This window comes from Amycolatopsis rubida, assembly GCF_900115345.1.
GTDB classification, from domain to species: Bacteria; Actinomycetota; Actinomycetes; order Mycobacteriales; family Pseudonocardiaceae; genus Amycolatopsis; species Amycolatopsis rubida.
This window is the reverse complement of sequence record NZ_FOWC01000015.1, coordinates 150,020-175,532: the sequence shown is the minus strand read 5'-3', so window position 1 is coordinate 175,532 and position 25,513 is coordinate 150,020. Positions and strand designations below refer to the sequence as shown.

The window sequence follows — 25,513 nt, the reverse complement described above, 5'->3', positions numbered from 1 at the left end:
CATGTCCGGTTTCGCCGCTCTCCTGCCCCGCCCGGTGTCCGCGGAAGCGGCGCCCGGCACCTGCCCGTGGCCCGCTCCGGTGCAGGTCCGCACGGCCCCGGATCTCCCCGCCGAGGGCTACCGGCTGCACATCACGCCGGACGGCGTCACTCTCGAAGCAGCCGGCGCCGCGGGCGAGTTCTACGGCCGCCAAACCCTGCGTCAGCTGGCCGGTCCGGACGCGTTCCGTGCCGCCTCGATCCACAATGGACCGTCCGAGCTGCCGTGCGGGACGGTCACCGACCATCCGCGCTTCGCCTGGCGCGGCTGCCTCTACGACGTGTCCCGGCACTTCCGGACGAAAGCCGAGGTGCTGCGGTTCGTCGATCTGCTCGCCGCGCACAAGATGAACGTGCTGAACCTGCACCTCACCGACGACCAGGGCTGGCGGATCGAGACGCCGGAGTTCCCCCGGCTCGCCTCCGTCGGCGGCTGGCGGAAATCGTCGATGGCCGGCAGGCACGACGGACCGGAACGCGACGGCCGCCCGCACGGCGGTTACTACACTGTGGACGATCTGCGCGAGATCGTCGCCTACGCCGCCTCGCGAGCGGTCACCGTGGTGCCCGAAGTGGACATTCCCGGACACGCCCGAGCCGCCATCACCGCGTACCCGGACCTCGGCCCGGCCAGCGACGTGCCCTGGGAGGTCTGGACTTCCTGGGGCATCAGCACCTCGCTGCTGGACCCGTCGGAGTCCACTCTGGACTTCTTCCGCAAGGTCTTCGACCACGTGCTGGACATCTTCCCGTCTCCGGTGATCGCGCTCGGCGGGGACGAGGTGCCCGGCGTCACCGCGGCGCACCACCGGTTCGTCCGGGCGATCGCCGGCCATCTCGTCGCGCGCGGCCGCACCCCGATGGGCTGGGACGAGGTCCTCGACGGCGGCGACCTGCCGGCGATGGTGATCGGCGTGTGGCAGGACCGCGAACGCGCCTCGCTGGCGTGGAAGGGCGGGCACGAAGTGGTGTTCTGCCCCGAGGACGGCGTGTACCTCGACCACCGGCAAAGCGACCACCCGGACGAACCGATCCCGGTCGGATACCTGCAGGATCTCGAACATTTCTACGGTTTCGAGCCCGAGTCCGGGCCGCGCGTGCGCGGGGTCCAGGCGCAGCTGTGGTCCGAACACCTGGACACCGTGCGGCGGACGGACTACGCGGCGTTCCCGCGGCTGTCGGCGTTCGCCGAGGTCGCGTGGAGCAGCGGGCCGCGCGACTACGCGGAGTTTCTGCCCCGGCTGCGGGAGCACCACCTGCCGCGGCTGGACGCGCTCGGCGTGGAGTACCGGCCGCTCGACGGGCCGCACCCGTGGCAGACCCGGCCGGACGCGCCGGGACGGCCCCGCTGATCCCGCGGGTCAGGCGGCCGGGTGCTCCAGGATTACCGAAACCTCGATCGCCTGGCCCGAGCCGAAGCTGGGAGCCAGCGTGCTGATCGCCTCCCAGCCGTCCTTACCCAGCTCGGTGAGGTCCTCTTCGGTCTTGCCGTAGTCGAAGCCGTTCACCTTGAGCTTGTCCGTCTGCACCTGGCAGGCCCAGGCAGCACGCGCCGCCGGGCCATATAGGTCGTTATACGCCAGCTGGGCCGAGGAACGTCCCGCCGGTCGCGTCGACGACCTGCCCGGTGACCCAGCGCGAGTCCGCCGAGGCCAGGAACGCGACCACGTCCGCGATGTCGGCGGGTTCGGCGATGCGCCGGAGCGCGGACGCGTCCGCCGTCCCCGCGCGCATCCGCTCGTCGGCGAATATGTGCGCGGTGCTGTCGGTCGGCGTCGGGCCGGGGGCGACGCCGTTCACCGTGATCCCCCGCTGGCCGAGTTCCTGCGCCAGGCTGCGGGTGAACACGTCGAGCGCGCCCTTCGTCATGCTGTACGCCAGTTCGAACGGCAGCGCGATGCGCGTGTCCGCGGACGAGATGTTGACGATCCGGCCGCCGTCCCGCAGCACCGGCACCAGGCGCTGCACCAAGAAAAACGGCGCCTTGACGTTCACCGCGAACACCCGGTCGAACTCCTCCGGCGTCGCGGAGGTGATCGAACCGGCACCGGTCGCCGCGTTGTTGACCAGGATGTCGAGCGCGACCTCGCCGGTGCGTTCGCGCAGTTCCGCCGAGAGACGGTCGAACAGCGTCGCCGCGTCTCCGTCGACACCCAGCGTCGCCTGGACCGCGAACGCCTGACCGCCGTTTTCCTCGATCGTCGCGACAGTGTCCTTGGCCGCGGCCTCGTCACTGCCGTAGTGCACGGCGACCAGCGCACCGTCGTGCGCCAGCCGAGTCGCGACGGCCCGGCCGATGCCCTTGCTGCCGCCGGTGACCAGTGCGCTCTTCTGCGTCATTTTCGTTCCCCTGTCAGTGGTGTGAACTTCGATGTCCACACCTTCGAGGGGCGCGCTTACCGTCCGCGCACGAAGCGCTGACGGGCTCAGCCAGGCTTCAGCCGGTACCAGACCTCCGGCCGTCCGACCTGCCCGTATCGCGGTTCGCGCTGGGCCAGTCCGTTGTCCGCCAAGTACTCCAGGTACCGCCGCGCGGTGACCCGGGACGCCCCGATCGCGCTGGCCGCACCGCCCGCGGACAGACCTTCGCCTGCCCCGGCCAGCGCGTCGGTGATCGCGTCCAGCGTCTCCGCGCTCATGCCTTTCGGCAGCGGCGCGGACTCGGTGGTGCGCAGCGTGCCGAGCGCGCGGTCGATCTCCGCCTGCCCGGTGACCTCGCCGGACGCCTCGCGGAACGACGCGTAGCGCTCCAGCTTGTCCCGCAGCGAGGCGAAGGTGAACGGCTTCAGCAGGTACTGCACGACCCCGACCGAGACCGCCGCCTTGACCAGGGCGAGGTCGCGCGCGGACGTCACCGCGATGACGTCGATCGGCAGCCCGGCCGCGCGCAGCGAACGGCAGACAGCGAGGCCGTGCGTGTCGGGCAGGTAGAAGTCCAGCAGGACCAGGTCGACGGGTTCGCGTTCGCAGAACCGCAGCGCCTCGCCGCCGGAATGCACCACTCCGGCGACGACGAACCCCGGCAGCCGCTCGACGTACAGCCGGTGCGCCTCGGCCGCGACCGGCTCGTCTTCCACCACCAGCACCCGGATCACGCCGGCACCTCCTGCCTCGGCAACCGTACGGTGAACACCGCGCCGCCGTCGCGTCCGACGTCGATAGTGCCGCCGTAGCGCCGGACCGCCTGCACCACCAACGCCAACCCGAGACCGTGCTCGTCCCCCGCCTTCGTTGACCAGCCCCGGCGGAACATCTCCCCCACCGCTTCCTCCGGCACGCCCGGACCGTTGTCCGCGACGCGCAGCAGCAGACCGTCCTCTTCGGACCGTGCGGTGACCACCACCGACGGCCGCGTGCCGGATTCCCGCACCACAGCGTCGATTCCGTTGTCGATCAGGTTGCCGAGGATCGTCACCAGGTCCCGCCCGGCGACACCGGGGCCGAGGTCGTCGATCATCGTGTCCGGCGTGATGGTGAACTCCACGCCGCGCTCGCTCGCCTCCGCGGCCTTGCCGAGCAGCAACGCGGCCAGCACCGGTTCGGCGACCGCGGTCATCACCCGGTCGGTGAGTTCCTGCGCCAGCGCGAGTTCGGCGGTCGCGAACTCCACGGCGTCCCCGGGACGGCCGAGTTCCACCAGCGACACGACCGTGTGCAGCCGGTTCGCGGCTTCGTGCGCCTGCGACCGCAGCGCTTCGGCGAGGCTGCGCGCGGTGGTCAACTCGCCGGTGAGAGCCTGAAGTTCGGTGTGGTCGCGCAGGATCACGACGGTGCCCTGCGCGCGGCCGCCGGAGCTGACGAGCGTCGTGCTCACGACCAGCACCCGCGAGTCGGTCAGGTGCAGTTCTTCGGTGCGGTTCTCCGGCGCGGTGAACGCCGCCGCCAGCTCGGGCGACAACCCCAGGTCAGCGAGCGGCCGCCCGACCGGGTCGCCGGTCAGCCCGAGCAGGGTGCGGGCGCCGTCGTTGCACAGCCCGACCCGGCCGTCGCGGTCCACCAGCAGCACGCCCTCGCGGACCGAATGCAGCACCGCTTCGTGGTATTCGAACAGATTGCTCAGCTCCGCGGGCGCGATGCCGCGCGTCTGCCGCTTCAGCCGCGCGCTCACCAGCCAGCCCCCGCAGGCGCCCACCAGCAATACCGCCGCCGCGACGCCGAGCAGCGGCCAGACGCGTTCCTGCACTTCGGCCGAGATCGCCGCGATCGTGATGCCCACCGCGACGAGCGCGACCACCCGGCGGTTCGCGTCGAACACCGGCACCACCACGCGCACCGACGGGCCGAGCGAACCGGTGTAGGTCTCGGATACGACACCGCCCTGCTGCGCCGCCTCGATGTGCCCGAGGAACCGCTGCCCGATCAACGCCGGATTCGGGTGCGTGTAACGGATTCCTTGCGACGACATGATCGTCACGAAGTCCACGCGCGTGTCCACGAGCACCCGCTGCGCGTACGGCTGCAGCTCTGCGGCCGGGTCGGCGGTGGCCGCTGCCCGCGCCACGTCCGGTGCGTCGGCGATGGAACGGGCCACCGCGAGCGACTGCTCCCCGGCCCGGTCGGTCGTCGTGCGGCGGGCGTCGAGATAGGCGATAGTGATCCCGCCGGAGACGAGCACGAGCAGGATCGCCAGCTGCAGCACCAGCAGCTGACGGGCCAGGCTCCAGCGGCTCGTCCGGATCCGAGGTGTCGGGGGCACCCGCTCATACCAGCACACGCGCGGGTCCGGCAGCGCTCCGGCGCCGCTGCCGGGAAGTCCACACCGGACTTCTCCCGCCGCGAACTCAATGAACACAACGGTGACGCCGGTCATATCGCCCCGCATAGTGACCCGCGTCCCCCCACCGAGCTGGAGGCAACGGTGCCGACACCGACCCCCGAAGCAGCCGCGCCCAAGCGCGACCGCACGCGTTACCTGTACCTCGCCGTGATCGCCGCCGTAGTGCTCGGCGTCGCGGTCGGGCTGCTCTGGCCGTCCGTCGGCAAGAGCCTCGCCCCGCTGGGCACCGGCTTCGTCAACCTGATCAAGATGATGATCTCGCCGATCATCTTCTGCACCATCGTGCTGGGCATCGGCTCGGTCGCGAAGGCGGCGAAGGTCGGCAAGGTCGGCATCACCGCACTCGTCTACTTCATCGTGATGTCGACGTTCGCGCTCGCGATCGGGCTCGTCGTCGGCAACCTGCTGCACCCGGGCAGCGGCCTGCACCTCAACCCGGCGGACGTGTCGAAGGTGCACCAGCAGGCCGACGGCGGCGAGGGCACCACCGACTTCCTGCTCGGGATCATCCCGAAGACCTTCGTGTCCGCGTTCACCGAGGGCGAGGTGCTGCAGACGCTGCTGGTGGCGCTGCTGGCCGGGTTCGCGCTGCAGAAGCTCGGCAAGCGCGGCGAGCCGATCCTGCGCGGCATCGAGCACATCCAGCGGCTCGTGTTCCGCGTCCTCGCGATGATCATGTGGGCCGCCCCGGTGGGCGCGTTCGGCGCGATCGCCGCGGTGGTCGGCGCGACCGGCTGGGGCGCGCTGCGCAGCCTGCTGGTGATCATGCTCGGCTTCTACCTGACGTGCCTGGTGTTCGTGTTCGGTGTGCTCGGCGCGGTGCTGTGGCTCGGCGCGCGGGTCAACATCTTCAGCCTGCTGCGGTATCTCGGCCGCGAATTCCTGCTGATCCTGTCGACGTCTTCTTCGGAATCCGCACTGCCGCGGCTGATCGCGAAGATGGAGCACCTCGGCGTCAGCAAGCCGGTCGTCGGCATCACGGTGCCCACCGGGTACTCGTTCAACCTCGACGGCACCGCGATCTACCTGACGATGGCGACGCTGTTCATCGCCACCGCGCAGGACCAGCCGCTCGCGCTCGGCGAGCAGATCACGTTGCTGCTGTTCATGATCATCGCTTCGAAGGGCGCGGCGGGCGTCAGCGGCGCCGGCATCGCGACGCTGGCCAGCGGCCTGCAGTCGCACCGCCCGGAACTCGTCGACGGCGTCGGCTTCGTCCTCGGCATCGACCGGTTCATGTCCGAGGCGCGAGCGCTGACGAACTTCGCGGGCAACGCGGTCGCGACTGTCCTCATCGGATCGTGGATGAAGGAATTCGACCGCGACCGCTCGCGGGAAGTGTTCACCGGCCGGGTTCCGTTCGACGAAGCGACCCTGCTCGACGAAAAACCGGCCGAGCCCGCTCAGCCCGTCCCGGCGAACGCCTGAGACCCAGTCCGCTCCCGGACCCCTTCCCTCCGGGCGCGGACTGTTTCGGCGCCGCGGCCGTGCGCGTCCCCCGTGCGCACGGCCGCGGCGCCTTTCCCGTTCAGCAAGCAGTGCGGCCGTCGTACCCCTGCCGCGAAACCTCGATCGCCTCGCGATGCCGCTCCGCCCAATCGACCAGCCCGGACAGCGAGTCGTACAGTTCGCGCGCCATCTCGGTCGCCTCGTACTCGACCCTCGGCGGCACCGTCGGGTAGACCGTCCGGGTCAGCAGGCCGTCGCGTTCCAGGTTCCGCAGGGTAAGCGTGAGCATGCGGCGGCTGATCCCCCGCACCGAGCGTTCGAGTTCGGTGAACCGCACCGGGCCGCGCGTGGCCTCCAGCAGGATGCCGATCACCCATTTCCCGCTGATCCGGTTCACGACCTCCATCACCGTGCACACCGCGAACTTGGCCGGGTCGAAGTCCGTGGCCTCGCCGGTCACAGCGATGTTCCCCTGGGACATGAAAGTGCCTCCTTCCGCGGTGCTCCATGGTCACACATGATGGGCACTGTAACAAGAGATGCCCTGGCTACGACCAGCGGAAACTCTCCCTGTGCCGGTGATGGAGGACCTTGTCATGCCCGAAACCGCGCGGCATCGCGGCGCGGCGCTCGCCGTGCTGTCCGCCGCCTCGCTGATGGTGGTGCTCGACAGCTCGATCGTCGCGGTCGCCCTGCCGGTGATCCAGACCGACCTCGGCTTCAGCGCACCCGGGCTGGCCTGGGTGGTCAACGCCTACCTGGTCGCGTTCGGCGGCCTGCTCCTGTTCTCCGGGCGCCTCGGCGATCTGGTCGGCCAGCGGCGGGTGTTCCTCGCCGGCATCGTGGTTTTCACCGCCGCTTCGCTGGCTGCCGGCCTTTCGCCCAACGCCACCACGCTGGTGGTCACGCGGTTTGTTCAAGGCGCCGGCGGGGCCCTGACGTCAGCGGTCGTCCTGGGCATGATCGTGACGCTCTATCCCGAACCGCGCGCCCGCGTCCGCGCGATCGGCGTTTACAGCTTCACCCAGGCCGCGGGTGCGTCAATCGGCATGGTCGCGGGCGGCGCGCTCACGCAAGGCCTCGACTGGCACTGGACCTTCTACATCAACCTGCCGATCGGCATCGCCACGCTCGTCCTGACTCCGCTGGTCGTCGTCTCCGACCAGGGTCTCGGCCTGCGCACCGGCATCGACGTCCTGGGCGCGCTCCTGGTCACCGCCGGAGTCATGCTGCTGGTGCTGGGCATCGTGCAGGCAGGCGACGCCGGGCGGAGCTTCCTGACCATCGCGACTCTTGCGGCGGCGGTCGTCCTGCTCCTGTTGTTCCTGCTGCGCCAGGCCCGGACGCGAACCCCGTTGCTGCCACTGCGCTTGCTCCGGGTGCGCGCGATCAGCGGGGCCAACCTGACCATGGTCGTGATGGTCGCCGGATTCTTGGGATTCCAGTTCGTCACCGCCCTGTACCTGCGGCAGGTCCTCGGCTTCGACGCTCTCACCACGGGTTTCGCCTTCGTCCCGGCGCCGGTCATGATCGCCGCGTTCTCGCTCGGCCTGGCCGGCTGGCTGAACAGCCGTTTCTCCCCGCGCGCGGTCCTGGTCGCCGGTCTGCTGACGACGTCGGCCGCCTTCCTGTACCTGACCCAAGCCCAGACCTCCGGCGGCTACGCATCGCACGTGCTGCCGTCGCTGATCCTGATGGGCGCCGGGGCGGGGATGGCGATCCCGGCGCTGATGAGCTTGGCGATGTCCGCCGCGACCCCCGACGACTCCGGCGTGACTTCGGGGTTGATCACCACGACCCAGCAGGTCGGCGGCGCGCTGGGAACCGCCGTGCTGGCCTCCGCCGCCGCGACCCGGACCGCCGGGTCGCTGGGCGCAGGTGCTTCGGAGAAGGAGGCGCTGGCGTCGGGATTCCGGATGGCTTACGGCTTCAGCGCCGGGTTGACCGCTCTCGCCGCGATCCTCGCCGCGGTGCTCCTGGGCCGCCGAGCCGCCGCTGCCGCCGCCGAACCGGTCGCGTCGTGAGCGGCGATGCCGGTCCTAACCGGCATCGCCGCTCACGAGATAACCGGCCAGCCCGTGGCGCCCGCGCCGCATCATCCACGCGTGATTGGCGCGAAAGAACGGCCGGGCGACGACGTCCAGCCTCCGCAGCAATGGTTTCCGCACCTGAACGTGCTGCCTGATCTCCAGCCGGGAACCTCCGTCCTCGGCACGGATCGCCCCGGCGAGCATCCCGTCGAGGTCCCCGCTCAACCGGACGCGCACCCGCAGGCCCGCCGCGTCCTGCTGCTCCCGGCGCATCGCGATGACGATCCGGTACGGCAACCAGGACCGGCAGACGATCTGGGCGGTGTCGTCGTCGAGCTGGCGCACCGACTGGACGTCCGGCCACCACCGCGGGTAGGACTCCAGGTCGACGATCGCGTCGAACACCCGCTCCGGCGGAGTCGGCAGCCACCATTCGCTCCGGAAGGAGTACTCGGCGTCGCTCTTCTTCTCGAAGACCACAGTCCGCCCCCTTTCTCCCGATCAGCGGAACGCGTGCTTGTCGATCTTGACCGCCGTTTCCTAGGCTGACCATCCCTGGGGTACGCCGCCGCCTGAACCATCGAGGAGGCCTGCCGTGCCGACAGCCGCCCGAACCGCCCTCGCCGCACTGCTGACCGCGACGCTAGTCGGCTGCGCCACCCCTTCGCCGCCACCGGCCGCTCCCGCCTTCACCGCGACCCTCACCTCGCCCACGAACGTCGTCCTGCACTGGCCTGCCGACCCGGCCGCGGCGGGCTACCTCCTCGAATACGCCAACGCCGCCGACGGACCGTGGACCGCGCTGCAGTACCTCCCGCCCGGCCGGACTTCTTATACCCACCCGGACCTGATCCCGGAAACGCCGTTCTACTACCGGATCCGGTCCTTCGCCGGTCCGGTGTCGCCGACCGTCACGGCGGGTCGCGCTTCCCGGTCCGGCACCGCCGCCCAGCAGTCCGCCCCGGCCGGCCTCGCCGCTACCCCGGCCCCCGGCCAGAACCTGCACTTCAGCTGGACCGACCGCTCGCCCGACGAAGCCGGTTTCCTGCTGGAGATCCGCCGCCCAGGCACGCCGGACTTCGTCCCGGTCGAGGTCACCGATCCCAACGCGACGCACTGCGCACTCTCGCTCTTGCCCGGCGAACAAGGCTCGGCCTTCCGCCTCCGCGCCCTGTCCTACGGACCGCTCTCCCCCGTCGTCGAGCGCACGACCGGGAAGGACTGACCCTTCGGCCGCGCAGCGAAGAGCCGCCCGGCACGGGGACCGGGCGGCTCTTCGCTGCGACAGATTTCCGCCGCGGATCAGACCGGGTTCAGCACCTGCGCGAGGAACTCGCCGGTGTAGCTCCCCTCCGTGGCCGCGACCTGTTCCGGCGTGCCCTCGGCGATCACGGTTCCGCCGCCGGAGCCGCCTTCCGGACCCATGTCGACGATCCAGTCGGACGTCTTGATCACATCGAGGTTGTGCTCGATCACGATCACCGTGTTGCCCTTGTCCACCAGCCCGTTGATCACGCCGATCAGCTTGCTGATGTCCTCGAAGTGCAGGCCGGTGGTCGGCTCGTCGAGGATGTAGACGGTCTTGCCGGTGGAGCGCTTCTGCAGTTCGCTGGCCAGCTTGACGCGCTGCGCCTCGCCGCCGGACAGGGTCGGCGCGGGCTGGCCGAGGCGGACGTAGCCGAGACCGACGTCGACGAGGGTCTGCAGGTGCCGGTGGATCGCCTTGATCGGCTCGAAGAACCCGGCCGCCTCCTCGATCGGCATGTCCAGCACGTCGGACACGGTCTTGCCCTTGTAGTGCACCTCAAGCGTCTCCCGGTTGTACCGGGCGCCCTTGCACACCTCGCACGGGACGTAGACGTCCGGCAGGAAGTTCATCTCGATCTTGATCGTGCCGTCGCCCGCGCACGCCTCGCAGCGGCCGCCCTTGACGTTGAACGAGAAGCGGCCCTGCTGGTACCCGCGGACCTTCGCCTCGGTGGTGGCCGCGAACAGCTTGCGCACGTGGTCCCACACGCCGGTGTAGGTGGCCGGGTTGGAGCGCGGCGTGCGGCCGATCGGCGACTGGTCGACGCGCACCAGCTTGTCGACGTTGCCGAGGCCGTTGACCCGGGTGTGGCGGCCCGGGACCTGGCGCGCGCCGTTGAGCTTGTTCGCCAGCACCTGCGCGAGGATGTCGTTGACCAGCGTCGATTTGCCGGACCCGGACACGCCGGTGATCGACACCAGGCAGCCGAGCGGGAACGACACGTCGATGCCGCGCAGGTTGTGCTCGCGCGCGCCGACCACGGTGAGCTGCCGCTTCTTGTCGACCGGCCGCCGGATCGCCGGCACCTCGATCTGGCGCCGCCCGGACAGGTACGCGCCGGTGATCGATTCCTTGTTCTTCAGGATCTTCTTGTACGGGCCGCTGTGCACGATGTGCCCGCCGTGCTCGCCCGCGCCCGGGCCGATGTCGACCACCCAGTCGCTGGACCGGATGGTGTCCTCGTCGTGCTCGACCACGATCAGGGTGTTGCCGAGGTTGCGCAGCCGGGTCAGCGTCTCGATGAGCCGGTGGTTGTCGCGCTGGTGCAGCCCGATCGACGGCTCGTCCAGCACGTACAGCACGCCCACCAGTCCGGAGCCGATCTGCGTCGCCAGCCGGATGCGCTGCGCCTCGCCGCCGGAGAGCGTGCCGGAGGCGCGGTCGAGCGACAGGTAGGTGAGCCCGACGTCGAGCAGGAAGCGCAGCCGCGCCTGGATTTCCTTCAGCACCGCGCCCGCGATCATCGCCTCGCGCGGGCCGAGCACCAGTTCGTCGAGGAACTCCGACGCCTCCGCGATGGACAGCGCGCAGACCTCCGCGATCGACCGGTCGCCCTGCGTCGCGTGCTCCAGCGTGACCGCGAGGATCTCCGGCTTGAGCCGCGTGCCCTGGCAGGCCGGGCACGGCACCTCGCGCATGTAGCCCTCGTACCGCTCGCGCATGTACTCCGAGTCGGTCTGCTCGAGGCGCCGCTCCAGGAACGGGATGACTCCCTCGAAGGCCGCGTAGTACGAGCGCTGCCTGCCGTACCGGTTGCGGTAGCGGACGTGCACCTGCTCGTCGACGCCGTGCAGCACCGCCTTCTGCACCCGGGCGGGCAGCCGCCGCCACGGCGTGTCCATGCGGAACCCGACCGCCTCCGACAGCGATTCCAGCAGCCGCAGGAAGTAGTCGGCGCTCTGCCCGCCCGCCCACGGCGCGATGGCGCCTTCGGCGAGGGACAGCTCGTCGTCGGGAACCACCAGTTCCGGGTCGACCTCCTTGCGGATGCCGATGCCGGTGCACTCGGGGCACGCGCCGTAGGGCGAGTTGAACGAGAACGACCGCGGTTCGAGGTCCTCGATCGCCAGCGGGTGGCCGTTGGGGCAGGCCAGGTTCTCGGAGAAGCCGCGCACGCGGTGCGGGTCGTTCTCGCCGAGGTCGACGAACTCCAGTTCGACCAGGCCGTCGGCCAGCCGCAGCGCCGTCTCCACCGAGTCGGTGAGCCGCTGCCGCGCGCTGGTCTTGACCGCGAGCCGGTCGATCACCACGCCGATCTGGTGCTTTTCCTGCTTCTTCAGCTTCGGCGGGTCGGTGAGCGGATGCACCGTGCCGTCGACCACCACGCGCGCGTAGCCCTGCTGCTGCAGGTTCTGGAACAGGTCGAGGTACTCGCCCTTGCGCCCGCGCACCACCGGCGCGAGCACCTGGAACCGGGTGCCCTCGGCCATCTCCAGCACCTGGTCGACGATCTGCTGCGGCGTCTGCTTGCTGATCGCCTCGCCGCACTTCGGGCAGTGCGCCTTGCCGGCGCGGGCGTAGAGCAGCCGCAGGTAGTCGTAGACCTCGGTGATGGTGCCGACGGTCGACCGCGGGTTGCGCGAGGTCGACTTCTGGTCGATCGACACCGCGGGCGAGAGGCCCTCGATGAAGTCGACGTCCGGCTTGTCCATCTGGCCGAGGAACTGCCGCGCGTACGCCGACAGCGACTCCACGTACCGCCGCTGCCCCTCGGCGAAGATCGTGTCGAAGGCAAGGCTCGACTTGCCCGACCCGGACAGGCCGGTGAACACGATCATGCTGTCGCGGGGCAGATCGAGATCCACGCCGCGGAGGTTGTGCTCGCGCGCTCCGCGAACAACGAGGCGATCAGCCACGCCTTCGTCCCTTCCATCGTTCTGCTCGGTGGCCCGCCGGGAGATCCGGTGCCGACGGACGTGCCCAGGGTAGGGACGACCACCGACAAAAACCGGACCGCACGTGTTCTGCCTGGGCTTTTCCGCTCTCCGGGGGCCGGGGGAAGCGGCCCGCGGCGGGGTCGCCGGACGCTGTCGGAGGCCCCGCGCGGCAGAGCGGATGCGCGGGCTGGCCCGGTTCCACGATACAGGTCGGCGCAGGCCGCCCGGCCCGGGTGCACGGCCCCCGGGACCGGGCGCGGGGCAGCGCCTTCCGGCGGGTTTCGCGAAAAGTGCCGCCCCCTGCCGATACGTTCCGGGCGTGGCGAGCGACGAAGCCGGAGCCGTGCGGATCTACGCGGCGGGGAAAGGCGGCGACCACCCGGGACCGGGCGGCTGGTCCGCGCTGCTGGCCTACGGCGACCATCGGAAAACCCTCACCGGCGGGGCGGCGGACACGACTGCCGCCCGGATGGCGCTGACGGCCGCGGTAGAAGCACTCGAAAGCCTGAAAAGACCGGTCCGCGTGCACCTCTACGGCGACAGCGAGCATCTCCGCGCCGCGCTGGACAGCCAGGGGCCCGACGACCTCGTCCCCCGGCTCCGCGCCTGCGCTGCCCGGCACAAGATCACCTGGCGGGCAGCCGGGGACCCGGCCGCCCGCACCCAGCTCGCCGAACTGGCCGGCCTCGCGACGGCAGCCCGCCCCACCGGACGCCCGCCCGCGCAGCCGGAGGACGGCGAATGCCGGCACGGCATGACGAAGGCCTACTGCGCCGACTGCCGCCAGCTCGACGCCGGCGTGCTGCCGACCGGCTACCGCACGGCGGGCGGCAGCGCCTACCACAACGACGACGGCTGCTACTGGCTGCGCAGGGGCCAGCAGCGGCAGGAGCGGATGGGCCGCCACACCCACGAGATCGTCCGGATCGCCTGGGCGTCGGTGCTCCCTGGCGAACTCGAACCGTGCGAGCACTGCTGCACGACGGAATGGCTGCGACGGAATCGGCGCGGCTGAGGACTCAACCGGACTGCATGACGCACCGGACCCGGTCGAACCGGCCCTCGGCGAGGTCGTCCTCGCGGATCAGCCAGTACAGAACGCCGGCGTCGCCCCACGTGAGGCCCGCGTCGCCGTCGCTGTCGATCTGGGCGAGCAGGGCCCAGCGCAGCGCTTCGCCGGCGAGAGCGGACTCCGACGCGTCCTCCGGCAGGACCGCCGCGGCGACCTCGTCCTCCGGCGGCCCCTGCACCGGCCAGGTACAGCCGCCGATCTGGTGGTAGGGCGCGGCTGAGGACTGCCGGAGCAGGTCGAAGAACTCCTCGGACCAGTTGTCCGGATCGGAGAGCGGAAGCCCGTCGCCGGCGAGCGTGCGGCGCAGCACCTCCTGCTGGGAGTTCGGGAAGGTGCCGGCGATTTCCCCGGACAGCTCCAGCCGCGGATAGCCCTCGACGCCCTCCGGCGCGGCCCGTTCCGCGGTCTCGGCGCCGTCCGGGACGACCGCGACCCCGCCGAGAGAAGTCAGGTCGACCGGCCCCTCGGCCTGGAACCAGTCGTCGCAGTAGAAGAACAGCAACGAACCCGAAGCGGGCAGCTCGATACCGCCGGGCACTCGGGGCAGCGCCGCGCAGTCCACCGACGCGACGAAGTTCATCGGCAGCTCGCCGCGCCAGACTGGCCATTCCACGTCCGCGGGCAGCGCGGGGTTGCCGCCGAGGCTGCCGACGCGCACGCCGTTCCCGCGGGTGTTCAGCCGCACCGCGGGCCGGAACACCGTTTCCCACGCCTGCGCCACGTCCGGCGGAAGGTTCTCGCGCGCCAGCTTGGCGAGCGGGTCGATCCAAGAGGTCATGGGGAGATCTTGACAGCAGGCACCGACAAAAACGGCCGTGTGGCCACCGCAGGGGTGATCCCGCTACGGTGGGGACTCGTGAACATCGCCGACACCTACACCGGACACGTCGAACCGGGCGGCGACGCCGCCCGCCGGACGCTGGACGGGCTCGCCATCACCAAGCTCTCCGTTGGCCCGATGGACAACAACGCGTACCTGCTCGTGTGCCGCGAGGAGAACGAAGCGCTGCTGATCGACGCGGCCAACGACCCGGAGCGCATCTCCGACCTGATCGGCCACGGCCCCGACCGCCCCGCGCTGCGCACCGTCGTGACGACCCACCAGCACCCCGACCACTGGCAGGCGCTGGGCGCGGTCGCCGGAGCGAACGGCGCGAACACCGCGGCGCACCCGCTGGACGCGGAACCGCTGCCGGTCCCCCCGGACTTCCTGGTCGAGCACGGAGACACCCTGAAGGTCGGCGCGGTGACGCTGGAGGTGATCCACCTGCGCGGCCACACGCCGGGGTCGATCGCGCTGCTGTACCGGGATCCGTCCGGCCACCCGCACTTGTTCACCGGGGATTCGCTGTTCCCCGGCGGGGTAGGGAAGACTTCGTCGCCGGAGGACTTCGCCTCGCTGCTGGACGACGTGTCGTCGCGGATTTTCGACGAACTGCCGGACGATACGTGGTTCTACCCGGGGCACGGGGACGACTCGACGCTGGGCGAGCAGCGGCCGCACCTGGCGGAGTGGCGCGAACGCGGCTGGTGATCGGAGTTGTCTTGCCCACGCCGGTCGAGCGGCTACGGCGGAGGCATTCCGATCGGCCTGCTGAAGGCCGCAGCTTCGACCGCTCCGGAAGCTTTTCCGCCGACGGCGCGACGCCGGGGAGCGGGAGCTTCCGCTGGGTCGGCGACGCGCCCGCCCCGACGCTCGCGCGGACGGGCGCGAAAGCGGTGATCCGCTTCGAGGAATCCGGCAAGGGCAGCGGTGCGTGGTTCCGCGGCTGTCGTGTCGCTGCCGGTACGTGAGTCCTGAACAGATCCGCGCCAGCGCCTCACGCCGCGCATACGAACGGCGGATCTCACGGCAGCGAACTGCTCCGAGGTCTTCTGCGTCCGCTTCGTGACCAGCCGCTCCGGTGCCGGACAGGAAGCCCTGTTTTCCTTGCGGCACAGGGAAAACGGGGCACTGTCCGGACAGACTCATTCCTCGGCCGCATCGTGCGATGCCGAACGCGACTTGGACATGATCGGCAGCCAGCATTGCAATGGAGACATGAATCTGCCGCGGGTCATCGCCGTCGAGGAACATGTCGCCACCGAGCAGTTCCTCAGCACCGCACACAGTCTCGACGTCCTCCACGGCGACCGGGCCGAAGTCGACCTCATGCGCGTGGTCGAAGCCCGGGAACCGTTTCGGTCGGCGCTCACCGGCCTGGAGCGGCGAATCGCCGCCATGGACGCTGCGGGACAAGCGATGGCGGTGCTCAGCATCAACCCGCCCGGCGTCCAGCCCTACCCCGCGGCCGCCGCCGTTCCGCTGGCCCGGGTGGTGAACGACGCCCTCGCTGACCTAGTGCGGCAACGCCCCGGCCGGTTCGGCGCTCTCGGGACCGTGGCCCCGCAGGATCCGGCCGCCGCCGCGGACGAGATCGAACGGGTCATGGGGTCGCTCGGACTGCACGGAATCATGGTCAACTCCCACACCGAAGGCCGGTACCTCGACGAGCCGCAGTTCGCCCCGCTGCTCGAAGCGGCCGAAGCGGCGAAGGCGCCCGTCTACTTGCACCCGAGGTTCCCGAGCATGCTTGCTCCGTACGACGCGTACGGAATGCAGGCCGCGGTCTGGGGCTATCAGGCCGAAGCCGGCCTGCACGCGATGCGGCTCATCCTGAGCGGCGTGTTCGACCGCCACCCAGGCCTCACGGTCGTGCTCGGCCACCTGGGCGAAGGCATCCCGTACTGGCTCAAGCGCATCGACAACCGCCATGCCTTCGCCGCTCGCGTCCCCGGAGCCGCGGGGACCATGCCGAAGCTCCGGCTCACGCCGAGCGAGTATTTCCGCCGCAACTTCGTCATCACCACCAGCGGCATCGACGACCCAGCCGTCCTCGCACTCGCCTTGGACGCGATCGGGGAGGACAACATCATGTTCGCCATTGACGCGCCTTACGAAGACACGGCTGAAGCCATGGCCTTTCTCCGGTCCGCCCCGTTGTCCGACGCGCAGCGAGCCAAAGTCGGCTGCCTCAACGCGGAGCGCGTTTTCAGCCTCCGGTGATCGCGGTGCCGATGCACTCGCCCAGATTCGAGACCAGCTCGGCAATGCCGGTCACGTCGCCGGAATCGGCGCTGGTACGGTCAGGCGATCTGCGCACCCGTCCCCAGGTCCGGGTCGTCGGTGAGGTCGAACGACATGAACGCTGGCGAGGCGCGCCAGGTACTCCCCTTAACTGCCGGAGTCGTCGATCACGAAGGCAGTGCCTCGTGTCCGATCGACCGGTCAGGCTGATGACCTCGACAATGGCAGCGGTGCTTCGACGATCGCGTGCTTACGTCCACGCGGTAGGCGACTGACTCGGCGAGCGGCATGCTGGCGCCTCGCCGCCCGCCGAGGCGCGCGTGCGCGATCAGCCGGACCTCACTGCCGCTCGTAAGGCAGCTTCTCCCCCGCCTCCACCGCGAACGGCAGGTGATTCCCCTCCGGCGGCAACGGGCACGTTGCGAAATCCGTGAACGCACAAGGCAGATTCACCGCCCGGTTGAAGTCCAAAATCACCGTCCCGTCCTCGGCAGCCTCGGCGACCGGCAAGGAACGGTTGGCGGCATAAGTAGTCACCCCGCTGGTCGCGTCAGTGAAAAGAATGCTGTACCCGCCAGTCTTCCCGTTGAACGCAGTAAGCGTGTACTCGACCCCGTCACGTTCGAAGACGACCCGCCCCGGCGCCGTGTAGACGTGCGACAGTCCCTCCACGACCGCACCCACAGTCGTCGGCCGGGGCTCGTCGAACGGCTCGAACCGGCCAGTCAGGACCCACGCCGGGTCGGGTTCGTAGGCGGGGACGCCGTGGAAGGCTTGCAGCACAGGCGCTTTCGGGTCGTGAACGCGGATCAAGTGACCCGACCGGCGCGCGATTTCGATTTCCACCGAGCCAGCCGTCACCCGGGTGCCCGCGCCGCTGTTCACCAGCTCGAAGCGGTGGACGTCAGTCAGCAACGCGCCTTCGTGCCGCAACTGTCCGCCAGCCGGATCGACATAGGCGGCTTCGGCGTCCTGCCACCATCGGCCGGGCAGGCCGGGGTAGGTCCGCGGCGAATCCTCCAGCCAGTCGAGCGACACCAGCGCCAGCCAGCCGTACGGATCGGCCAGCGTCTTTTCCCGCTCCGCTTTCCAGTCCTGCCACGCCTGCGCGAACTCCACGGCCATATCGGGATCCCTTCAGTGAGTGTCCATCGCACAACACCGTCCCCGGCATGGCATTCCGGCTCCCAGCACGTGGGAACGGTAGGGTCGCCCGGGTGGCGGAGCAGACGGAACAAGCCGTGGAGATCTACACCGACGGCGCGTGCAGCGGCAATCCCGGACCGGGCGGCTGGGGCGCGCTGCTGCGCTACGGCAAGCACGAGCGCGAGCTGTACGGAGCCGAGGACACCGTCACCACCAACAACCGCATGGAGCTGATGGCTCCGATCCGCGCGCTGGAAAGCCTCACCCGCGCGTCCGTGGTGCGGATCTACACCGACAGCACGTACGTCCGCAACGGCATCCTCCAGTGGATGCCGCGCTGGAAGAAGAACGGCTGGCAGACGCAGGCGAAGCAGCCGGTCAAGAACGCCGACCTCTGGCAGCGCCTCGACACCGCCTGCCAGCAGCACGAGGTCGAGTGGCTGTGGGTCAAGGGCCACGCCGGGCTCCCGGAGAACGAGCGCGCGGACAAGCTCGCGGTCAAGGGATCGCAGGAAGCCGCCGCGGCCGGGGTGCGCCGGGCCCGCGGCTGAGCCGTGCGGGTCACCTCGCGAGCTTGGCCTAACCGCTTCGACAGGGTTCCGCGGACCGAGATCGCCGCGCGGTTTCACGAGACGGCGGCGCATCCCTGGTTCCGCCACCTCGCGGACATCGCCGGCGTGCGAAGGCGGCCGCCGCTTGGCAAAGCTGGCGTCGATGCGGGATCTGGTCGTCGCAGCCCGGCCCACCGACAAAATAATTAGTCTTGACAAAAATAAGCATCGGTTGGCAAGCTCGGCAGCATCAGAAAGCCGAGAGGACAAGCCATGCCGAAGTTCACGACCGTCGCCGAGTACGTCGCCGCGCAGCCTGAAGCGCTCCGCGAGGTCTATGCCGCGCTCTTGCCCGTGCTCGACGACGCGATGCCGCACCCGGCCGCGCTCTACCACGGCGCGCCCACCTGGAAGGCAGGCAGGAACCCGGTCTGCCTCGCGAAGGCGTACAGCTCATACGTGACGCTCGCCTTCTGGCGCGGCCAGCTGATCGACGGCGGCCTCGAACCGAGCGCCCGCGAAATGGCGCACGTCAAACTGCGCAGCGCGAAGGACGTCGACGCCAAGCAGATCGCCGCCTGGGTGCAGCAGGCCCTGGCACTGGAGACAGAATCAGCGGCGTGACGAACCCCTGCCCCTGCGGGCTGCCCGAGCCCTACGCCGACTGCTGCGGCCGATTCCACCGCGGCGACCAGAACGCCCCGACGGCCGAACGGCTGATGCGGTCCCGCTACTGCGCGTTCGCCGTCGGGGAGCCCGATTACCTGCTCGACACCTGGCATCCGGACACCCGCCCGAAACGGCTGCGGCTCGATCCCGCACAGGAGTGGACCCGGTTGGAGATCCTCGGCCGGACCGGCGGCTCGCTGCTGCAGAACGAGGGCACGGTCGAGTTCCGCGCGCACTACCGCCACCAGGGCCGCGACGATTCGCAGCACGAGAACAGCCGGTTCGTCCGCGAGGGCGGGCGCTGGTACTACGTCGACGCGCGCTAAGCGGAACCGCCGGGGAAAATCGGGCGAAAAGACCCCGTCGAGGTCTGTCCCCGGATGCTCCGGGCGGCTACTATCACCGGCAATCGTTAAGGAACTTTACTAACAATCGCCGCCGCCAGGAGCCCGAGGAGGACCGCTCGTGACCCCACGCCGGCCAAGAATGCCCGGACGGCTGTTAGCAGTCGCCGCCCTGACCGCAGCGCTGATCCCCGGAGTCGCCGGGGCCGCTTCGGCCGGGCCGGAGCCCGGCCGGGCCGCGATCCCCGGCTATCTGATCCAGTCCTCGGCCAAGGTGTCCGACGACGCCTCGGTGTCGAAGCCCGGCTTCGACGCCAACGGCTGGTACCCGGTCGGCTCGCAGTCGACGGTGTACGCCGGGCTGCTCGCCAACGGCCGCTACTCCGACCCGTTCTACTCCACGAACATGAAGAACGTGCCCGCCGCGGACTTCAAGGTTCCGTGGTGGTACCGCGCCGACATCAAGGTCGCCGACCCGTCCCAGCGCACCTACCTCGACGTCAGCGGCGTGCTGTCCAAGGCCGACGTCTGGGTCAACGGCACCCGCGTCGCGACCAAGGACGAGGTCAACGGGCCCTACACCCGGCACGACCTCGACGTGACCAAGCAGGTGCGCGAGGGCGTCAACAGCGTCGCGTTCAAGGTCTACCCCAACGACCCGAACAACGACCTGTCGATGGGCTGGATCGACTGGGCGCAGACCCCGCCGGACCAGAACATGGGGCTCGCGCGCGAGATCGTCGTCCGGCACAGCGGGCCGGTCGCGCTCCGCGGCGCGCACGTCGTCACGAAGCTGAACGTGCCCGCGCTCGACCACGCCGACCTCACCGCGAAGGCCGACGTCCGCAACGACTCCGACGCGCCGGTCCGCACCACGGTGTCCGGCACCGTCGCGGGCAAGCCGGTGAGCCAGGACGTTTCCCTTGCCGCGCACGAAAAGAAGACCGTCACCTTCCCGGTGATCGGCGTCGACAAGCCGCAGGTGTGGTGGCCCGCCGGCCTGGGCGGGCAGCCGATGCAGGAGCTGGACCTGACCGCGAGCGTCAGCGGGACCGCCTCCGACGCGAGCCGCTCCAGCTTCGGCATCCGCGACGTCAAGGCTCCGCTGAACTCCAGCGGCGGACGGCAGTACGTCGTCAACGGCAAGCCGCTGATGATCAAGGGCGGCGGCTGGTCCCCCAACCTGCTGCTGCGCTGGGACGCGGGCCGGGCGGCGGACAAGCTCGCCTACGTCAAGAACCTCGGCCTCAACACCGTGCGGCTGGAAGGCCACATCGAACCCGACGCGTTCTTCGACCTCGCGGACCGGATGGGCGTGCTGACCATGCCCGGATGGGAATGCTGCGACAAGTGGGAAGGCCAGGTCAACGGCGACGAGAAGGGCGAGCCGTGGACCGAGGCGGACTACCCGATCGCCAAGGCGTCGATGACCGCCGAAGCCGAGCGGCTGCGCGACCACCCGAGCGTGCTGTCCTTCCACATCGGCAGCGACTTCGCGCCCGACGCGCGGATCGAAAAGGGCTACCTCGACGCGCTGTCGGCGGCGGACTGGCCCGCGGCGGTGATCTCCGCGGCTTCGGCCAAGGCGTCGCCGAAGCTCGGCCCGTCCGGGATGAAGATGAACGGCCCGTACGACTACGTCCCGCCGAACTACTGGTACGACAAGGCGCACAAGGACGCGGGCGGCGCGTGGAACTTCAACTCCGAGACCAGCGCCGGGCCGGACATCCCGACGATGGACACGCTCAAGCGGATGATGACGCCCGCCGAGCTGGAAACGCTCTGGAAGAACCCGGCCGCGCCGCAGTACCACCGCTCCGAGTCGGAGACCTTCGCCAACCTGAAGATCTTCGGCGACGCGCTGGGCGGCCGCTACGGCAAGCCGACCAGCCTGGACGATTTCGTCCGCAAGGCGCAGCTGGCGCAGTACGAGAACGTCCGCGCGGAGTTCGAAGCGCACTCCCGCAACTTCACCGACTCCAAGGACCCGTCGACCGGGCTCATCTACTGGATGCTCAACAGCGGCTGGACGTCGCTGCACTGGCAGCTGTTCGACGCCTACCTCGACCAGAACGGCTCGTACTTCGGGGCCAAGAAGGCGAACGAGCCGCTGCACATCCAGTACTCGTACGACACGAAGTCGGCTGAGGTGGTCAACTCCACCGCGAAGAAGGCGTCCGGCCTGACCGCCAGCGTCGAGCTCTACAACACCGACGGCACGAAGAAGTTCTCGAAGACCAAGAAGAACTTGTCGGTCAACGGCGGCGGCGCGCACGCGAAGGCGCTCGACATCGGTAAGGTCAGCGGGCTTTCGTCCGCCTACCTGGCGAAGCTGGTGCTCACCGATTCGGCGGGCAAGGAGGTCAGCCGGAACGTGTACTGGCTGTCCACCAAGGACGACAAGCTGAACTGGAGCAAGTCGGACTGGTACTACACGCCGACGTCCTCCTACGCGGATCTGTCCGGGCTGTCGAAGCTGGGCGCGGCGAAGGTGGGTACCACGGCGACCTCCGCCCCGGGTCCGGACGGCACCACCGTCACCACGGTGAAGCTCACCAACACCTCGCCGGGCAAGACCCCGGCGTTCATGGTCGACACGCACCTGGTGGACAGCGCGGGCGCGCCGGTCCTGCCGGTGAGCTGGTCGGACAACCAGGTCAGCCTGTGGCCGGGCGAATCGGTGACGCTCACCGCCACCTACCGCACCTCCGACCTGCACGGTTCGGCGCCGTCGGTGCGGGTCGCGGGCTGGAACACCGGCACGCGGACCGTCCGCGGCTAGGCGCCTCGTGCGGGGCAATCCCGGCGGGAACCGGGATTGCCCCTCACGAACCCCACAGCCGCCGCTGCTCCGCATCCGGATCGGACACGGTCGTGCTGACGTCGTCGAACACCCGCGTCACCCGGTCCTCCGGCGTATAGGCCGCCCACCCCGGGTCGCCGGTCGTCACGAACCGGACCCACGTCTCGAACATCTCCTTCGCCATCGCCTGCAGCCGTTCCGGATCGGGGCGGGCGATGGCGAACAGGAACCGCCAATTCGGGTTGCGGACGTCGTCGAAGACGAACGGCAGGTCCACCCCGTGCGCCGCGCCGAGGCCCTTCCCGCGCGGCGCGATCCGCCAGTCCAGCCGGTACATCCAGGCCGTGCCGCCCGCCGCGTGCTGGGTTTCGGCGAGCCGGATCGACGGCAGCCACCAGTCCCCCGCCGTGCGGACGCGGTTCACCAGCTGGTCTTCCGGCCAGTCCGGCAGCAGTTCCCGGTACGCCTCGGTCATCCGCGCGATGACGTCCGGTTCGAGCATCGTCGAGCCGGTGCCGAGCAGTTTCGCGCCGCCGGTTTGCAGCCAGGAGAACAGGTCCTGCTCGTCGGCCGTGGTGCCGGCGAGGATCCGGACTTCCCGAGCCGCCCCGTCCGCGACAGCTTCGCCGGGCCGCTGTGGCAGGAGATCTCCGTCGACCACCACCCGATACGGCACCAGGGTGCCGAGCTGAGCCGTGACCCGTTGCTGCGCGGTCAAAATCTCCGTGACCGGCAGCGTGCGCAGATCTCCCTTGCCCAGCTCGGCCAGCACCGCCTCGCCGACAGCTTCCGCCTCCGCCGGGGTGTGCACGACAGAACCGACACCGGTGCCGCTCTGCACGATCGCCTGGCTGAACAGCCCTCGCGCGGCCGGAACCGCCAGCAACGTCCCCACAGTGCGGCCGCCGTTGGACTGCCCGGCGAGCGTGACGCGCCGCGGGTCGCCGCCGAACGCGGCCACGTTGCCGCGGACCCACTCCAGTGCCAGCACTTGGTCGCGCAGCGAGAGATTCCCGTCGGAAACGCCAGGCAGCCGGAGCATGCCGAGCACCCCGAGCCGATACGCGACGGTCACCACGACCACGCCGCGGCGGGCGTACGCGGAGGCGTCGAACTGGTGCGGCGCGCCCAGCACTCCGCCACCGCCGTGGATCCACACGAGCACCGGATACGAACCTGGCGCCTCGGGCGCGTAGACGTTGACGTACAAGCAGTCCTCGCCGCCGACGAAGCGCTTCCCGGTCACGTCGGGCTGTGGAGCTTTGGCCGCGAACTCCGTCGCGTCGCGCACCCCGGTCCAGGACGCCGCCGGCACCGGCGGCCGGAACCGCAGCTCCCCCACTGGCGGCTGCGCGAACGGCACCCCCAGGAAGAACCCGGCTCCGTTCCGCACCTCGCCGCGGACGGCACCGGCCCGCGTCTCCACCGTCGTCACGGACCGCAGCCTAACGCCGGCCCCCGCGCGTGCGCCGGGGCCGCGGGTGATGATTGTCCCGTGGAAATCGCAGCGGAATTGGTGGTGCTCGTCCTGACGGTTCTCCTGGTGACCGTCGTCGCGCGCCGGATGGACTGGCCGGCCCCGCTGTGCCTGGTCGCGGTCGGCGTCGGGGTGTCGTTCATCCCGGGGGTGCCGCAGTACGAACTGGACCCGGAGATCGTCCTCATCGGGCTGCTGCCGCCGTTGCTGTACTCGGCCTCGATCCAGACGTCGCTGATCGCGTTCCGCAAGCTGCGCGGGCCGATCGCGCTGCTGTCGGTCGGGCTGGTGGTGTTCACCGCGTTCGGCGTCGGATTGGCCGCCTGGCTGGTCGTACCCGGGTTGCCGCTGGCCGCCGGGATCGCGCTGGGCGCGGTCGTCGCGCCGCCGGACGCGGTGGCGGCGAGCGTGGTCGCCCGGCGGGTCGGGATGCCGCGCAAGCTCGTCCGGCTGCTGGAGGGCGAGAGTCTCTTCAACGACGCCGCCGCGCTCGTCGCGCTGCGGACCGCGATCGCGGCGATCGCCGGCGCGGTCAGCCTCTGGCAGGTCGGTCTCGACTTCCTCCTCGCCGCGGTCGGCGGGATCGTCGCCGGCTTCCTCGTCGGGCTGATTGTCACGTACGTGCGCGCGAAGCTGGAAGACACGCTCACCGACACCGCGCTGTCGTTCGCGGTCCCCTTCGCGGCGTACTTGCTCGCCGAAGCGGTGCACGGATCCGGCGTGCTGGCCGTGGTCGTCACCGGGCTGATCCAGGGGCACCAGACGCCGCGGATCCAGTCCGGGCCGTCACGGCTGGCGAGCAGGCTGAATTGGGAGACTGTCCAGTTCCTGCTGGAGAACATGGTCTTCCTGCTGATCGGCCTGCAAGTGCGGCGCATCCTGCACGAGGTCGGCAAGAGCGGGCTGTCGCTGGGGCAGCTCGCCGGGATCTGCGCCGCGGTGCTCGCCGCGACGATTCTGACGCGAATGCTCTGGATGGCCGGCATCGGCGTGGTGAAACGCCTCCTGAACACCCTGGGCGTGGAACGCGGCAAGGTGTGGCCGTGGCGCTATTCGGCGGTGATCGCGTGGGCCGGGATGCGCGGCGTGGTCACGCTCGCCGCGGCGTTCGTGCTGCCCGCCGACACCCCGCAGCGCGCGGTGCTCGTGCTGGCCGCGTTCGTCGTGGTGGCCGGGACGCTCGTGGTGCAGGGCATGACGCTGCCGCCGCTGATCCGCCGGTTGCGGCTGCCTCGGCCGGACCCGGCGGAGGACGCGCTCCAGGAAGCCGCCGTGCTGCACGACATGACCCGCGCCGCGCTCACGAAGCTGGAGGAGTTGCGCCGTCCGGAAGACCCGCCCGAGGTGATCGCGCGGCTGCGCGACCGGTTGCAGGGCCGGTCCGACGCCGCGTGGGAACAGCTCGGCCGGCAGAGCGCGCTCGCCGAAACCCCGAGCGACGCCTACCGCCGGCTGCGCGTCCAGCTGCTCGAAGCCGAACGCGACGTGTTCCTCAAGGCACGCGACCGAGGCAGTGCCGACGACGCGGTGCTGCGCCGCGTGCTGGCCCGGCTCGACATCGAAGAATCCATGCTCGACCGCGACGAGGAGGAACCCCCGGTGGCCGAACGCGAACTCAGCACCCCCGCCGCCACGGCCGGGTCCTGCAAGCACCTCAGCCACGAATGGCCGGACCAGGAGCCCAGTTCCCGGGATTCCTGCGCCGAATGCGTCGAGGCCGGGATGACCTGGGTGCACCTGCGCATCTGCCTGAAGTGCGGGCACGTCGCCTGCTGCGACTCGTCGCCGGGCAAGCACGCCTCGCAGCACTTCCACGAAACCCTGCACCCGGTGATGCGCAGCTTCGAGCCGGGCGAGACGTGGCGATGGTGCTTCGTGGACAAGCAACTCGGTTGAGCCGACCGG

Annotated in this window: 22 protein-coding genes; 12 read left to right on the top strand and 10 right to left on the bottom strand. The window is 70.1% G+C overall.

What is annotated here, in order from left to right; genetic code table 11:
- Position 1: 1 nt before the first annotated feature.
- Positions 2-1,390, top strand: a complete 1,389-nt coding sequence (locus tag BM362_RS37950; protein ID WP_093576457.1) for a beta-N-acetylhexosaminidase — start codon at positions 2-4, stop codon at positions 1,388-1,390.
- Between the two features lie 9 nt (positions 1,391-1,399).
- Here BM362_RS37950 and BM362_RS37945 read toward each other — a convergent pair whose 3' ends face one another.
- The 4 genes from BM362_RS37945 to BM362_RS37930 form a co-directional block, all read right to left on the bottom strand.
- Positions 1,400-1,567, bottom strand: a complete 168-nt coding sequence (locus BM362_RS37945) for a DUF4177 domain-containing protein (protein ID WP_208865462.1) — start codon at positions 1,565-1,567, stop codon at positions 1,400-1,402.
- A gap of 43 nt (positions 1,568-1,610) precedes the next feature.
- Complete coding sequence (locus BM362_RS37940) at positions 1,611-2,378, bottom strand: SDR family oxidoreductase (protein WP_067582158.1); 768 nt, start codon at positions 2,376-2,378, stop codon at positions 1,611-1,613.
- 86 nt (positions 2,379-2,464) lie between these two features.
- Entirely contained in the window at positions 2,465-3,133 is a 669-nt protein-coding gene (locus BM362_RS37935) for a response regulator (protein WP_067582155.1), read from the bottom strand.
- Positions 3,130-4,734, bottom strand: a complete 1,605-nt coding sequence (locus tag BM362_RS37930; protein WP_167545591.1) for a sensor histidine kinase — start codon at positions 4,732-4,734, stop codon at positions 3,130-3,132. Before BM362_RS37930 ends, BM362_RS37935 begins: the two co-directional genes overlap by 4 nt.
- A gap of 162 nt (positions 4,735-4,896) precedes the next feature.
- Here BM362_RS37930 and BM362_RS37925 point away from each other — a divergent pair, with 162 nt between their 5' ends.
- Complete coding sequence (locus BM362_RS37925) at positions 4,897-6,243, top strand: cation:dicarboxylate symporter family transporter (RefSeq protein WP_093576429.1); 1,347 nt, start codon at positions 4,897-4,899, stop codon at positions 6,241-6,243.
- Positions 6,244-6,343: 100 nt separating this feature from the next.
- On the opposite strand, the gene BM362_RS37920 is transcribed toward BM362_RS37925, so the two are convergent.
- Positions 6,344-6,745, bottom strand: coding sequence for a winged helix-turn-helix transcriptional regulator (locus BM362_RS37920; protein WP_093576428.1), 402 nt, complete (start codon positions 6,743-6,745; stop codon positions 6,344-6,346).
- A gap of 115 nt (positions 6,746-6,860) precedes the next feature.
- Here BM362_RS37920 and BM362_RS37915 point away from each other — a divergent pair, with 115 nt between their 5' ends.
- The gene (locus tag BM362_RS37915) at positions 6,861-8,288 is read left to right on the top strand and encodes an MFS transporter (protein WP_093576455.1); all 1,428 of its coding nucleotides are present in this window, start codon (positions 6,861-6,863) and stop codon (positions 8,286-8,288) included.
- A 15-nt stretch (positions 8,289-8,303) separates the two neighbouring features.
- On the opposite strand, the gene BM362_RS37910 is transcribed toward BM362_RS37915, so the two are convergent.
- Positions 8,304-8,774 (bottom strand): SRPBCC family protein, encoded by a 471-nt coding sequence (locus tag BM362_RS37910; RefSeq protein WP_067582147.1) that lies wholly within the window; start codon positions 8,772-8,774, stop codon positions 8,304-8,306.
- A 115-nt stretch (positions 8,775-8,889) separates the two neighbouring features.
- Between BM362_RS37910 and BM362_RS37905 the strand changes: the two genes are divergently transcribed.
- The gene (locus tag BM362_RS37905) at positions 8,890-9,519 is read left to right on the top strand and encodes a fibronectin type III domain-containing protein (protein WP_093576427.1); all 630 of its coding nucleotides are present in this window, start codon (positions 8,890-8,892) and stop codon (positions 9,517-9,519) included.
- Positions 9,520-9,596: 77 nt separating this feature from the next.
- Here BM362_RS37905 and uvrA read toward each other — a convergent pair whose 3' ends face one another.
- Complete coding sequence (gene uvrA / locus BM362_RS37900; RefSeq protein ID WP_093576426.1) at positions 9,597-12,458, bottom strand: excinuclease ABC subunit UvrA; 2,862 nt, start codon at positions 12,456-12,458, stop codon at positions 9,597-9,599.
- 340 nt (positions 12,459-12,798) lie between these two features.
- On the opposite strand from uvrA, the gene BM362_RS37895 reads away from it, so the two are divergent.
- Positions 12,799-13,494 (top strand): RNase H family protein, encoded by a 696-nt coding sequence (locus BM362_RS37895; RefSeq protein WP_208865461.1) that lies wholly within the window; start codon positions 12,799-12,801, stop codon positions 13,492-13,494.
- Between the two features lie 4 nt (positions 13,495-13,498).
- On the opposite strand, the gene BM362_RS37890 is transcribed toward BM362_RS37895, so the two are convergent.
- On the bottom strand, positions 13,499-14,329 hold the full coding sequence (locus BM362_RS37890) for a YwqG family protein (RefSeq protein ID WP_093576424.1): 831 nt from the start codon (positions 14,327-14,329) through the stop codon (positions 13,499-13,501).
- A gap of 78 nt (positions 14,330-14,407) precedes the next feature.
- Between BM362_RS37890 and BM362_RS37885 the strand changes: the two genes are divergently transcribed.
- On the top strand, positions 14,408-15,085 hold the full coding sequence (locus tag BM362_RS37885) for an MBL fold metallo-hydrolase (protein ID WP_067582133.1): 678 nt from the start codon (positions 14,408-14,410) through the stop codon (positions 15,083-15,085).
- Positions 15,086-15,592: 507 nt separating this feature from the next.
- Positions 15,593-16,597 carry an amidohydrolase family protein gene (locus BM362_RS37875; protein WP_067582130.1) on the top strand — a complete coding sequence of 335 codons (1,005 nt, stop codon included), beginning with the start codon at positions 15,593-15,595 and terminating at the stop codon, positions 16,595-16,597.
- A 360-nt stretch (positions 16,598-16,957) separates the two neighbouring features.
- Here BM362_RS37875 and BM362_RS37870 read toward each other — a convergent pair whose 3' ends face one another.
- On the bottom strand, positions 16,958-17,743 hold the full coding sequence (locus BM362_RS37870) for a DUF1684 domain-containing protein (protein WP_093576422.1): 786 nt from the start codon (positions 17,741-17,743) through the stop codon (positions 16,958-16,960).
- Positions 17,744-17,835: 92 nt separating this feature from the next.
- On the opposite strand from BM362_RS37870, the gene rnhA reads away from it, so the two are divergent.
- The 4 genes from rnhA (at position 17,836) to BM362_RS37850 (ending at position 22,110) form a co-directional block, all read left to right on the top strand.
- Positions 17,836-18,315 carry a ribonuclease HI gene (gene rnhA, locus BM362_RS37865; RefSeq protein WP_037818141.1) on the top strand — a complete coding sequence of 160 codons (480 nt, stop codon included), beginning with the start codon at positions 17,836-17,838 and terminating at the stop codon, positions 18,313-18,315.
- Between the two features lie 273 nt (positions 18,316-18,588).
- Positions 18,589-18,939: a DUF1801 domain-containing protein gene (locus BM362_RS37860; protein WP_067582124.1), complete on the top strand. Its 351-nt coding sequence runs from the start codon at positions 18,589-18,591 to the stop codon at positions 18,937-18,939.
- Entirely contained in the window at positions 18,936-19,310 is a 375-nt protein-coding gene (locus tag BM362_RS37855; protein ID WP_067582121.1) for a YchJ family protein, read from the top strand. The genes BM362_RS37860 and BM362_RS37855 overlap by 4 nt, the downstream gene beginning before the upstream one ends.
- Positions 19,311-19,470: 160 nt before the next feature.
- The gene (locus tag BM362_RS37850; protein ID WP_093576420.1) at positions 19,471-22,110 is read left to right on the top strand and encodes a glycoside hydrolase family 2 protein; all 2,640 of its coding nucleotides are present in this window, start codon (positions 19,471-19,473) and stop codon (positions 22,108-22,110) included.
- Positions 22,111-22,153: 43 nt separating this feature from the next.
- Here the strand turns inward: BM362_RS37850 and BM362_RS37845 are convergent, their stop codons facing one another.
- Entirely contained in the window at positions 22,154-23,566 is a 1,413-nt protein-coding gene (locus BM362_RS37845) for a carboxylesterase/lipase family protein (RefSeq protein WP_093576419.1), read from the bottom strand.
- Between the two features lie 60 nt (positions 23,567-23,626).
- Here BM362_RS37845 and BM362_RS37840 point away from each other — a divergent pair, with 60 nt between their 5' ends.
- Positions 23,627-25,504, top strand: coding sequence for a Na+/H+ antiporter (locus BM362_RS37840; RefSeq protein WP_244287415.1), 1,878 nt, complete (start codon positions 23,627-23,629; stop codon positions 25,502-25,504).
- The last annotated feature ends 9 nt before the right edge of the window (positions 25,505-25,513 follow it).